We start from the raw sequence: 11852 nt of genomic DNA on the forward strand, positions 1-11852 counted from the left end.
GTGGTGGACCGGGCGAAGGTCGAACGCGAACGCATCCGGCCTAATCCGCGCCTCAACGCGGTCTATCGGACCGGCGTGGGCTTCGTCGGGACCATCATGATTCTCGGTGGCGCCATGATGGTCCCGCTCCCGACCCCGGGCTTCGGCTGGATCCTAATTTTCCTCGGCCTCGGGGTGCTGTCCACCGAGTTCGTCTGGGCGAAGAAGGTCGCTCACGGGCTGCGCCGCGCCCTGGACTATTTCGAAGCCTGGTGGGGGCGCCGCTCGCTGGCGGCGAAGACCGGACTGATCGTCGCGGTTGTGGTGATCATTCTGCTCTTCCTGTGGTTGGCCGGGATGTTGGGAACGATGGGGTCGTGGTTCGGTTGGCGAGACGAGTGGCTTAGTGGCCCGATCCGCGGCCACATCTGATCGTGCCGCAGGTCGATCCGTCGGTGCGCACGACGGCGCGTCACCGAACCCGGGCGCCGGGAGCGGCGTAGTGTCAGTCGACGTGCAAGGCGACCCGGTGGCAGACCGTCCGCGGACGGTACCGATTTCGGTGGTCTGGCTGGCGGTTGCCCTGGCCGTGGGTGCGCTCCTGTGGCACCTTAACGTGCTACCCGGCCTCGGCCGGGGCTACATGCTGTTCTCCAACGGCATCGACGTCAAGGTGTACCGCGGCGGCGGATTCGCCGTTCTCCACGGCCTGCCGGTGTACGACGAGCCGGTCTACAAGGTGTGGCAGTTCACCTACCCGCCGTTCGCCGCGCTCGGTGCCGCGCCGCTCGCCCTGCTCGGTATCGGCGCCACGGTGCATGTCATGGGCGTCGTCAACGCGATCATGTTGCTCACGTTCATGCTGTTGACGCTGCATTGCCTGGGCTACGCGCGCAACTGGCGCTTCTGGTGCACCGGCGCGACCCTGGCGGTCGGGGTGACGCTGCTGCAGCCAATCCAGACGACGATCTGGAACGGTCAGATCAACCTGGTCCTGGGGGTCCTGGTGCTCGGTGGGCTCGTGCTGTTGCCTGGTCGTTGGCGCGGCCTGGGGATCGGTCTGGCGGGGGGCATCAAGTTGACGCCGCTTTTTTTTCTTGGCTACCTCGCCGTCACCAGGCAGTGGAAGGCGGCCGTGGTGACCGTCGTTACGTTCGCCGCGACCGTCGTCATCGGACTGATCGGCCTGCGCGGACAGGCCGTGCGGTTCTGGACGACGACCATGCGCGACACCGCCCGCATCGGTCCCGAAAAATCCGCCGCCAACCAGTCGATCAACGGATTCCTGCACCGGCTCGCGGATCTGGGCTTGGGGCAGCCGCCGGAATGGCTGTGGATACCGATCGGCGTGCTCGTCGGGGTCGGCGGACTGTACGCGGCCTGGCGGGCCCAGCGGGCTGGCGCCGTGCTGTTGGCGATCACGCTCACCGGCATGACCACCTGTGCCGTCTCCCCGTTCTCCTGGGGTCACCATTGGGTGTGGATGGCGCCGCTGCTGGTGATCACGCTGGTGCAGGCGGCGTCCTCGGCCCGCCGGGGTAGGCCGGTCACCTGGCTGTGGTGGGTATTGCCACCCGCACTGCTCGCCGTCACCTTCGCGTGGCCGGTCCGCCGCCTCGGCTTCGAAGGACGCCCGATGTGGGGTTTCGGCAGCTACTGGTGGCAGTGGGACGTTGCAGCGTCCGGGTGGCAGCGCGCCGGTGCGGTGATCACGTCCGGCGCCTACTTGTGGGTGTTGCTCGTTACCCTCGCGGTCACGCTGTGGTGGTGTGCGCGGCGCGACCCGATACGATTCACACACAATCCGCCGTCTGACTTGCCCGACCTGGTGCGCTGATAGACGCCCACCGCATTTAGAGGAGCCTTGCTGTGCCCGACCAAGCCGTGCCTGTCCGTGTCGAATTGCCGGAATCGTTCCGGGTCCCGGCCGGCACCGCCGCGGGCGAGGCCATGCGCGCGCTGGAGCTGCCGAATAAGGGGCCGCAGGCGATCGTCGTCGTTCGCGAAGCCGATGGCACGCTCCGTGACCTGTCGTGGGTGCCAGCCGACGACACCGACGTCGCACCGGTGCCAGCAGACTCCGCCGACGGCCGCAGCGTGATCCGACACTCGGCCGCCCATGTGCTCGCGCAGGCTGTGCAGTCGGTCAATCCGGACGCCAAGCTTGGTATCGGCCCGCCGATCACCGACGGCTTCTACTACGACTTCGACGTCGTCGCACCCTTCACGCCCGAGGACCTGAAGAGCCTTGAAAAGAAGATGAAGCAGATCATCAAGTCCGGTCAGCGCTTCTCGCGCCGCGTGTATGACTCCCCGGATGCGGCTCGCGCCGAACTGGCCGGCGAGCCATACAAGCTTGAACTCATCGACGACAAGGGCGCCGCCGATGACGACGAGATTATGGAGGTCGGCGGGGGAGAACTTACCGCGTACGACAACCTCAACCCGCGCACCGGCGAGCGGGTGTGGGGCGATCTGTGCCGCGGCCCGCACGTACCCACCACCAAATACATTTCGGCTTTCACGCTGACCCGCAGCTCGGCTGCCTACTGGCGCGGCGACCAGAGTCTGGCCGACCTGCAGCGGATCTATGGCACCGCCTGGGAATCCACTGAGGCCATGGACGCCTACCTCGACCGACTCGCGGAGGCCGAGAGGCGTGACCACCGCCGCCTCGGCGCTGAACTGGACCTGTTCAGTTTCCCCGACGAGCTCGGCTCGGGCCTACCGGTATTCCATCCCAAGGGCGGTGTGATCCGGCGCGAAATGGAAGACTATTCGCGGGAACAGCACGCCGCGGCAGGCTACGAGTTTGTCAACACCCCGCACGTCACCAAGGGGCATCTGTTCGAGACGTCCAAACACCTCGAGTGGTACGCCGACGGCATGTTCCCGCCGATGCACCTGGACGCGGAGTACAACGCCGACGGCACCGTGCGCAAACCCGGCCAGGACTATTACGTCAAGCCGATGAACTGCCCGATGCATAATCTGATCTTCAACTCGCGCGGCCGCAGCTACCGTGAACTGCCGTTGCGCCTGTTCGAGTTCGGCTCGGTCTACCGTTACGAGAAGTCCGGCGTGGTGCACGGCCTCACCCGCGCCCGCGGTTTCACTCAGGACGACGCCCACATCTACTGCGCGCAGGACCAGGTCGTCGAAGAGTTGACGACGACGCTCAAGTTCGTCCTGCAGTTGCTCCAGGACTACGGACTCGACGAGTTCTATCTGGAGCTCAGCACCAAGGATCCGGAAAAATACGTTGGCACCGACGAGCTCTGGGCAGAGGCCACCGAGACCCTACGGGCCGTCGCCGAGAGCTCCGGCCTGGATCTAGTACCAGATCCGGGCGGCGCCGCGTTTTACGGGCCGAAAATTTCCGTGCAAGTCAAGGATGCGCTCGGTCGCACCTGGCAGATGTCGACCATCCAGCTGGACTTCTTTCTGCCGGAGCTCTTCGACCTCGAGTACACCGCCCCGGGCGGCAACAAGGAACGCCCGGTGATGATCCACCGTGCGCTGTTCGGTTCGATCGAGCGCTTCTTCGGTGTGCTCACCGAGCACTACGCCGGCGCCTTCCCGGTGTGGCTCGCCCCCGTTCAGGTGGTCGGTATCCCGGTCGCCGAAGCCTTCGCGCCGCACCTGCAGTCGGTGATCAATCGACTCAAGGGCCGCCGGGTGCGCGCCGAGGTTGACCACTCCGACGACCGGATGCAGAAGAAGATCCGCAACCACACCACCGCTAAGGTGCCGTTCATGTTGTTGGCCGGTGAGCGCGACGTCGAGGCCAATGCGGTGAGCTTTCGGTTCCGCGACGGCACCCAGCTCAACGGTGTTCCGGTCGACGACGCCATCGTCGCCATCGATGAGTGGGAAGAGGCGCGCCGCAACGACTCGCCCACCGCTGAATCGATGCAGGAGTTCCTCGACGCGGCGCGGAAGCGACGCTAGAGGGAGGCCGAGATGACCGATCCGCTACAGCGACTCTGGACTCCGCACCGGATGAGCTACATCACCGCCGAGCAGCCGCGCGTGGCGACCGGCGCGGAGCTAACAGGGCATCCATTTCTGGACATCCCGCGGATGACCGATGAGGACGGCCTGATCGTCGCGCGGGGCGATTCGGTGTACGCGGTCCTCAATCTGTACCCATACAACCCGGGCCACACCATGGTGGTGCCGTACCGCCAGGTCGCCGACCTCGAAGACCTCACCGCCGCCGAGTCGCTGGAATTGATGGACTTCACCCAGCGCACCATCCGCGCCATCAAGTCGGTCTCCAATCCCGACGCCTTCAATGTCGGTCTGAACCTGGGCAGCGCCGCGGGCGGTTCGCTGTCGGAGCATCTGCACCAGCACATCGTCCCGCGGTGGACCGGTGATGCGAACTTCATCACCGTCGTCGGCGGCACCAAGGTGATTCCGCAGCTGCTTGCCGACACCCGTGCGCTCCTCGCTCAGGCCTGGCCCGGACTCGATCGGGGAGAGACGCGATGATCAGCTTCAAAGGACGGCAAGTGTTCTCGGCAGTCACCACTCCGCTGGGCCGGTTCCTGCTTCGCATTGGCCTGACCCCGGACCTCATGACGATCCTGGGCACGATCGCCACCGTCGCCGCGGCAATCGTGTTGTTCTCGCAGGGTTGGTTGTTCGCCGGCGCGGTGGCGTGTTGGGTTTTTGTCATGTTCGATATGGTCGACGGCGCGATGGCCCGGGCGCGCGGTGGCGGCACTCGCTTCGGTTCGGTGCTCGACGCCACCTGTGACCGAATCGCCGACGGTGCCATCTTCGGCGCGCTGGCGTATTGGGCCGCGGTCACCCAGCCGCATTCGCTGCTGTTGATCGCGATTCTGATCTGTCTGGTCACCTCACAGGTGATCTCCTACGCCAAGGCCCGCGCCGAGGCGGCCGGACTACAGGGTGACGGTGGACTGATCGAGCGGCCGGAGCGGCTGATTATCGTGCTCACCGGTGCTGGCCTCACTGCCTTCCCCGGATTGCATTGGACCTGGGCCATCCACATCGCGATGTGGCTGTTGGCGGTCACCAGCGTGATCACCGTCGGTCAGCGAATGTGGTCGATCTACAACTCCCCAGGTGCGCGCGAGCTGATTCCGATGGCGCCGCCGTCGGATCTCGCGGCGGAGAACTGAACCGATGTCCGGCTGGCGCGAGCGCGCGGTTGATCGGGGATACCAGGCGGGGTGGGCGGTGGTCCGTCGGGCCCCGGCAGGGCTGGCGCGCAAGGTATTCGACACCGCTGGCACTGTGGCGGGCAAGCGTCACGGGGGGCCGACGCAACTGCGCAAGAATCTGGCTCGAATCCTGTACACCACCCCCGCGGCGGTGCCCGATGAACTGATGGCCCAAGCGATGCGTTCCTACGCTCGATACTGGCGGGAAGCCTTCCGGCTGCCGTCGACCGATCCGGCCCAGATCGTCGCCGCCGTGCGGATTTCCGACGACGATGCGGCGCTGGTCGACCGGTCCGTGGCCAGCGGGCGCGGCGTGATCTTCGCGCTGCCGCATTCAGGAAACTGGGACACGTGCGGCGTCTGGCTGGTCAACCGGCACGGTAGGTTCACCACCGTCGCCGAACGGCTGAACCCGGAATCACTGTTCGATCGTTTCATCGAATTTCGGGAAGGCCTCGGCTTTGAAGTCTTCCCGCTCACTGGTGGCGAGCAGCCGCCATTCCAGTTGCTGGCCGAGCGGCTACGTGCGGGCGGCACGGTCTGCCTGCTCGGTGACCGCGATCTGTCCCGGCACGGCGTCCCGGTTACGTTCTTCGGCGAACCCACCCGGATGCCGGCCGGACCGGCCAAGCTCGCGATCGAGACCGGGGCAGTGCTGGTCGCGGCGCACCACAGCTATCCCGACGCGCACACGTCACAGATTGTGATGACCGAAATCGAGGTCGACGGTGTCGAGGCCACGACCCAGCGGTTGGCCGATGCCTTTGCCGCCACCATTGCCGCGGCGCCAGCCGACTGGCACATGCTGCAGCCACTGTGGGAGGCCGATTGGTCGGCGGAACGACGGGAGCGGTTGGCATGAAGATCGGCATGATCTGCCCGTATTCGTTCGATATTCCCGGCGGCGTCCAGGCGCACGTGATCGAGTTGGCTGAGGTATTCATCCGCCGTGGTCACGACGTTCGTGTGCTGGCCCCGGCCGCCCTGGCGACCGACCTGCCCGACTACGTCGACTCGGCTGGACCCGCCCTGGCCATCCCGTATAACGGCTCGGTGTCCCGGGTGACCTTCTCGCCGAAGGGCTTCAATCGACTCCGGAACTGGATCGACGACCATCATTTCGACGTGCTGCACGTGCACGAACCCAACGCCCCCAGCCTGTCGATGTTGAGTCTGATGGTGGCCACCGGCCCGATCGTGACGACCTTCCACACCGCCACCACGAAATCGCTGTGGCTGTGGCTCTTCGACGCCATGCTGCGCCAGTTCCGGGAGCGCATCGCTGGCAAGATCGCCGTCTCCGAACTGGCCCGCCGCTGGCAGATGGAATCGCTCGGCAACGATGCCGTAGAGATCCCCAACGGCATCAACGTCGCGCACTTCGCCGAGGTCGAGCCGTTGACGGGCTATCCGCGTGCCGGCGGCACCCTGGTATTCCTTGGCCGCTTCGATGAGCCGCGCAAGGGGATCGATGTACTGATGCGGGCCCTGCCGCGCATCGTCGACCGGTACCCGGACGTGGAAGTGCTGGTCGTTGGCAGCGGCAACGAGGAGGCCCTGGCCCGGCGCGCCGGAGACTTGGCCAGGCACTTGACGTTTCTCGGGATGGTCGACGACGAGACTAAGGCCCGCGCCCTGCGTAGCGCCGATGTCTACGTGGCCCCCAACCTTGGAGGCGAGAGCTTCGGCATCGTGCTGGTCGAGGCGATGGCGGCCGGTGCCGCCGTGGTGGCCAGCGATCTGGTGGCCTTCTCCCGCGTCCTCGACGACGGCCGGGCCGGACGCTTGGTGGAGACGGGTTCGGCCACCGCCCTGGCGGCGGCGGTGATCGAGCTTTTCGACAACGAGCCGGCGCGCGCCGAGCTCGTGGCCGCCGCGCGTCAGCGCGCGGACCGCTACGACTGGTCACGGGTGGCGGACCAAATTCAGAAGGTGTACGAGACCGTCACACTGGGCGCCGGCCCGGTAGTGCTGTCAGATTAGGGTGCGGTTGCTGTGGTGATGTCGGCGGGGACGTGGATGACCGTGGTGGCTGTCGTGATCGCGGTGGCGGCGCTGATCTGGCTGATCATCCTGTCCGCGACCCGGGCGACTCGACTGAATCGGCTGAACGTGCGGGTCGACCTGGCACGGGCTGCGCTGACAGCCGCGCTGGAACGTCGTGCCGTCGTGGCCCGGGCGATCGCGTCGGCGTGTCCGGATCGCACGCTCACCGCCGCCCTCGCCGCGGCCGCCGATACCGCCGAAAACTCCGAGTTCGCCAGCCGCGAGGTCGCCGAAAACCGGCTGTCGACCGTGCTGGCACAGGTCGATCCGGCGGAGCAGCCGGTTGGACTGATCGCCGAACTCGCCGACGCCCAGGCGCGAGTCACCATTGCCCGGCGTTTCTACAATGACTCGGTACGCGATGCGCGCACCCTGGGCGCCCGTCGGATGGTCCGGTTGCTCCGTCTGGGCGGTCATTCGTCGCTCCCGGAGTACTTCGAGATCAGTGAACGGGTCATGCCCGACTGACCCACCCCGTGGCCCGGCAGCACGATCGGGAATACTGATGCCACGACTCGCCGACGTGGCCGGGTCCGACAAGCATTAGCAGATTCAGGAGCAACGCAGTGACCAACGAGCCTCTCGTCCCCACCACCGGCACCGCCCGCGTCAAGCGCGGTATGGCGGAAATGCTGAAGGGTGGCGTGATCATGGACGTGGTGACGCCCGAGCAGGCCAAGATTGCCGAGGACGCCGGCGCCGTCGCCGTGATGGCCCTCGAGCGTGTTCCGGCCGACATTCGCGCCCAGGGCGGCGTCTCCCGGATGAGCGACCCGGACATGATCGACGGCATCATCGCGGCTGTCTCCATTCCGGTGATGGCCAAGGCCCGCATCGGTCATTTCGTCGAGGCACAGATTCTGCAGAGCCTCGGCGTCGACTACATCGACGAGTCCGAGGTGCTCACTCCCGCCGACTACAGCAACCACATCGACAAGTGGGCCTTCACAGTTCCGTTCGTCTGCGGGGCGACCAACTTGGGCGAGGCGCTGCGTCGGATCACCGAGGGTGCAGCGATGATTCGCTCCAAAGGCGAGGCCGGTACCGGTGACGTCTCCAATGCCACCACCCACATGCGCAAGCTGCGCGACCAGATCCGCTGGCTCGGCTCGCTGCCGGAGGACGAACTGTACGTCGCGGCCAAGGAACTGCAGGCGCCGTATGACCTCGTTGTGGAGATCGCACGCGAGGGCAAGCTGCCGGTCACCCTTTTCACCGCTGGCGGGATCGCGACCCCGGCTGACGCGGCGATGATGATGCAGCTTGGTGCCGAAGGTGTCTTCGTCGGCTCGGGCATCTTTAAGTCCGGAAACCCGGCCGAGCGCGCTGCCGCGATCGTTAAGGCCACCACCTTCCACGACGATCCCGATGTGCTGGCCGAGGTTTCGCGCGGTCTGGGTGAGGCCATGGTCGGGATCAACGTCGACGAGATCCCGCAGCCGCACCGCCTCGCCGAGCGTGGCTGGTAATCTCCGCGCAAAGCTTCTTCGGTCGCCCGCGGGAGGACCATCGCCTGAGCATTGTGACGAGGAGACGAGATGAGTGAGCCGGAGATCCTTCGGGACGTGATCAGCACGGGCGTCGACGACGTGAACGGATTGCGCCTGGAGTGGGCCGTGGCCTGCCACGTCGGCAACGTGCGTCCGGCCAACGAGGACGCCGCGCTCGCTCTGCCCGGCTGCTACCTGCTGGCCGACGGCATGGGTGGTCACGAAAGTGGCGAGTTGGCTAGTGAAGCCGCCTTGCAGACGCTGTCGGCGGTGCCCGTGGGTGCGCCGGTCGCCGAGACTACCGGCGCGCTCGAGCGCCTGCTCATCGACGCCCAGGACCGGATCGGCACGCTCGGTCCGGAAACGGCGCGGCGGGCTGGCACGACGGCCACCGGTGTGGTGTTGGCCGCGGAGGGTGACGGCGCGCATTGGGTCGCCTTCAACATCGGTGACTCCCGCACCTACGTGGTGACCGCCAAGACGCTGACGCCGGTCAGTGTGGACCACTCACAGGTCCAAGAACTGGTCGATGGGGGAGTCCTTACCCCCGCGCAGGCGCGCGTGGACTCCCGCCGCAACGTGATCACCCGGGCGCTCGGTGCCGGGATGGCCACCCCGCAGGCGGACTACTTCGCCTTCCCCGCCGTACACGGTGACCTCGTGCTGCTGTGCTCGGATGGGTTGAACGGAGAGCTGACCGACGACGAGATCGAGGCCGCGGTCTGCGCGACCGATGATCTGGAGATTGCGGCGCGCGCGCTCGTCGAGTGCGCGTTGGCTAGCGGCGCACACGATAACGTGACGGTCGTGCTCGTCCGTATCGCGGACTGACCGGTGCGGGTCAGTCGCTGACGCCGGTGAGCATCGGGACGTCCAGCGCGACGTCCGGAATGCCGAAGGCGTCGACCAGCGAACTGGCCACCGGTCGGAGGCGACCGCACAGTTCGTTGACGCCGCGGCGGATCGCCTTGGCGCGTTCCACTGAGATGAACCGGTGCATCAGGAACCAGCTCAGATCGTCTTCCAGCGTCGCGTAGACGAAGAGATTGCGCACCAACTCCAAGGTGTCGCGCACCGGTGAATCGGGGAGTTCGGCGACGGCAGCCACGAAGGCTTCCAGTGCCAGCCGCTCGACGTGGGCCTGCCCCGCTTTGATCAGGTGGTCCTGCGTCTGGGTGAACACTTCGTAGGCATCGCCATCGTCGTCCTGGGCGCGTCGGAGCCGAGCCGCGGCGGTGCGGACGAGGTGGTCCTCGCGCTCGTGGAACAGGCGTAGCGCGGTGGCCGGCTCGCTCAGGTCGCTGTCGTCGATCGTCTCGGTGGACGAGTCCAGGATCGTCTGGATCGCCTGGCGCACGCCCGACTTCTCCAGCGTCACATCGCGGGCCATCCCGGCGACGAAGCGCACCCAGCCTGCCGTGTCCAGGTCGTTGGCTTCGGCGGCGTAGGCGGTCAGCAGGTGTTTGGCCACCAGCTGAGTCAGCACCAGATTGTCACCCTCGAAGGTGGTGAAGACGTCGAGGTCATCGCGGATCAGCGGCAGCCGGTTCTCGGCCATGTAGCCGGCGCCGCCGCAGGCTGTGCGCGCCTCGATCGCGGCCGCCGAGGCCAGCGTGGTGTGGCCGACCTTGATGGCTGCCGCGGTGGTTTCCAGACGGCGCATTCGATCCGGGTCGGGTTCGGTGTTCCGATCGGATTGGAGGTCATGCAGCTCGCCGGTGACGTCGTTCTGCGCGATCGCGAAAGCGTAGGCCTTGGCAACTAACGGAAGGAGTCGACGCTGGTGCGTCCGGTAGTCAAGAAGTAGCAGTTCGCCGTCGTCGCCGGGGCCGTCGAACTGGCGGCGGGTCAGCGCATATTTGACCGCCAACGTCAGGGCGAGCCGACCGGCCGCACCGCCAGCAGCGCCGACGGTGACCCGGCCGCGGACCAGGGTGCCGAGCATGGTGAAGAAGCGGCGGCTATCTGATTCGATCGGGCTGGAGTAGGTGCCGTCGGCGGCGACCTCGGCATAGCGGTTGAGCAGTGCGGTGCGCGGCACCCGCACCTGATCGAAGCGGAGGCGGCCGTTGTCGACGCCGGGCAGGCCGCCCTTGTATCCGCAGTCGGAGGTGGTGACGCCGGGCAGATCGTCGCCGGCGGCATCGCGAATCGGGACTACCAGGGAGTGCACGCCGTGGCTGACCGGTTCCTCGCCGGGACCGGCGGTGATGAGCTGCGCGAAGACCGTCGCCCAGCGGGCGTGCTCGGCCGCGCCCCCGATGTAGTCCTTACGCGACGACGCGGTAGGCGAGTCGATCACGAACTCGCCGGCCTGCGCATCGTAGGTGGCGGTCGTCTCCAGTCGCTGCACATCGGAGCCGTGACCGGTTTCGGTCATCGCGAAGCAGCCGACGATATCCAGGTCGATCAGGCCCTGACGGAACTGGTCGTGGTGGCGTGCAGTGCCCAGGTTCTCAATGGCACCGCCGAACAGACCCCACTGGACGCCCGCCTTGACCATCAGCGAGAGGTCGCCGTAGCCAAGGGTTTCGATGGCGGTCACCGCGGCGCCGGGGTTGCTGCGGCCGTCGTCGTCGGCGAAACCTTGCGCGGGGAAACCGAGCGGCACCATGGCCCGCATCTCGTCGAGCATATCGGCGCGGTACTGGGCCAGCGGGACGCCTGTCCGCGGGACCAGATGGTGTTCGGCGATCAACGTGCGCACACTGTCACGGGTGTCTGCCCACCGGCCGTCCAAGACCTGGCGGAGTCCGGTGGTGAGGCTGTCGGGGGTTACCGAGGTCATATCAGCCAACGTACCGAACCCGGCGGCGGCGGGGACCGGACTCGGGGTCGAGGTGCGGCCTCCGCCGATCAGGGAGACGAGGTCGTCGTGCGATACTGACCGGGTGCCGAGTATTGAGGAAATCCTTGCGGTCGAGCGAATCGACAGCGATATCTATCGCGGCGGAGTGTTTCCTAGTGCGCTCCGTCGGACCTTCGGCGGCCAGGTAGCCGGGCAGGCGTTGATCTCGGCGACGAAGACCGTCGACCCCGGGTTCACCGTGCATTCCCTCCACGGCTACTTCCTGCGACCGGGTAAGCCCGAGCAGCCCGCCGTCTTCCTGGTCGACCGGATCCGCGACGGGCGGTCGTTCGT

12 protein-coding genes are annotated in these 11852 nt (G+C 66.7%); 11 read left to right on the plus strand and 1 reads right to left on the minus strand.

What is annotated here, in order from left to right; translation table 11 throughout:
* From WAW85_RS11755 to WAW85_RS11800, 10 genes are all read left to right on the plus strand, one after another.
* On the plus strand, nt 1-411 hold a 411-nt coding region (locus WAW85_RS11755), incomplete at its 5' end, for a TIGR02611 family protein (RefSeq protein ID WP_422559791.1).
* A gap of 97 nt (nt 412-508) precedes the next feature.
* Nucleotides 509-1816 carry a glycosyltransferase 87 family protein gene (locus tag WAW85_RS11760; protein WP_422559792.1) on the plus strand — a complete coding sequence of 436 codons (1308 nt, stop codon included), beginning with the start codon at nt 509-511 and terminating at the stop codon, nt 1814-1816.
* 32 nt (nt 1817-1848) lie between these two features.
* Nucleotides 1849-3930: a threonine--tRNA ligase gene (gene thrS, locus WAW85_RS11765; RefSeq protein ID WP_422559793.1), complete on the plus strand. Its 2082-nt coding sequence runs from the start codon at nt 1849-1851 to the stop codon at nt 3928-3930.
* Nucleotides 3931-3942: 12 nt separating this feature from the next.
* Nucleotides 3943-4476: an HIT family protein gene (locus WAW85_RS11770; RefSeq protein WP_422559794.1), complete on the plus strand. Its 534-nt coding sequence runs from the start codon at nt 3943-3945 to the stop codon at nt 4474-4476.
* Nucleotides 4473-5132, plus strand: coding sequence for a phosphatidylinositol phosphate synthase (pgsA, locus tag WAW85_RS11775; RefSeq protein WP_422559795.1), 660 nt, complete (start codon nt 4473-4475; stop codon nt 5130-5132). The genes WAW85_RS11770 and pgsA overlap by 4 nt, the downstream gene beginning before the upstream one ends.
* 4 nt (nt 5133-5136) lie before the next feature.
* Entirely contained in the window at nt 5137-6036 is a 900-nt protein-coding gene (locus WAW85_RS11780) for a phosphatidylinositol mannoside acyltransferase (RefSeq protein ID WP_422559796.1), read from the plus strand.
* On the plus strand, nt 6033-7157 hold the full coding sequence (locus WAW85_RS11785) for a glycosyltransferase family 4 protein (protein ID WP_422559797.1): 1125 nt from the start codon (nt 6033-6035) through the stop codon (nt 7155-7157). Before WAW85_RS11780 ends, WAW85_RS11785 begins: the two co-directional genes overlap by 4 nt.
* Nucleotides 7158-7175: 18 nt before the next feature.
* Nucleotides 7176-7688: an NUDIX hydrolase gene (locus tag WAW85_RS11790; RefSeq protein WP_422559802.1), complete on the plus strand. Its 513-nt coding sequence runs from the start codon at nt 7176-7178 to the stop codon at nt 7686-7688.
* A gap of 98 nt (nt 7689-7786) precedes the next feature.
* On the plus strand, nt 7787-8689 hold the full coding sequence (gene pdxS / locus WAW85_RS11795) for a pyridoxal 5'-phosphate synthase lyase subunit PdxS (RefSeq protein ID WP_422559798.1): 903 nt from the start codon (nt 7787-7789) through the stop codon (nt 8687-8689).
* A gap of 69 nt (nt 8690-8758) precedes the next feature.
* Nucleotides 8759-9541, plus strand: coding sequence for a PP2C family protein-serine/threonine phosphatase (locus tag WAW85_RS11800; protein ID WP_422559799.1), 783 nt, complete (start codon nt 8759-8761; stop codon nt 9539-9541).
* Between the two features lie 10 nt (nt 9542-9551).
* Here the strand turns inward: WAW85_RS11800 and WAW85_RS11805 are convergent, their stop codons facing one another.
* Nucleotides 9552-11498: an acyl-CoA dehydrogenase gene (locus WAW85_RS11805; RefSeq protein WP_422559800.1), complete on the minus strand. Its 1947-nt coding sequence runs from the start codon at nt 11496-11498 to the stop codon at nt 9552-9554.
* A gap of 103 nt (nt 11499-11601) precedes the next feature.
* Between WAW85_RS11805 and WAW85_RS11810 the strand changes: the two genes are divergently transcribed.
* Nucleotides 11602-11852, plus strand: a 251-nt coding sequence (locus WAW85_RS11810) for an acyl-CoA thioesterase (protein WP_422559801.1), incomplete at its 3' end; no start/stop codon positions are given.

The organism is Gordonia sp. (in: high G+C Gram-positive bacteria), assembly GCF_049299075.1.
Lineage (GTDB): Bacteria > Actinomycetota > Actinomycetes > Mycobacteriales > Mycobacteriaceae > Gordonia.

Coding starts and splice junctions, on each gene's coding strand:
- WAW85_RS11770 (WP_422559794.1), top strand. CDS start 3,943: ATGACCGATCCGCTACAGCGACTCTGGACTCCGCACCGGATGAGCTAC.
- WAW85_RS11780 (WP_422559796.1), top strand. CDS start 5,137: ATGTCCGGCTGGCGCGAGCGCGCGGTTGATCGGGGATACCAGGCGGGG.
- WAW85_RS11800 (WP_422559799.1), top strand. CDS start 8,759: ATGAGTGAGCCGGAGATCCTTCGGGACGTGATCAGCACGGGCGTCGAC.
- WAW85_RS11790 (WP_422559802.1), top strand. CDS start 7,176: ATGTCGGCGGGGACGTGGATGACCGTGGTGGCTGTCGTGATCGCGGTG.
- WAW85_RS11785 (WP_422559797.1), top strand. CDS start 6,033: ATGAAGATCGGCATGATCTGCCCGTATTCGTTCGATATTCCCGGCGGC.
- pgsA (WP_422559795.1), top strand. CDS start 4,473: ATGATCAGCTTCAAAGGACGGCAAGTGTTCTCGGCAGTCACCACTCCG.
- WAW85_RS11805 (WP_422559800.1), bottom strand. CDS start 11,498: ATGACCTCGGTAACCCCCGACAGCCTCACCACCGGACTCCGCCAGGTC.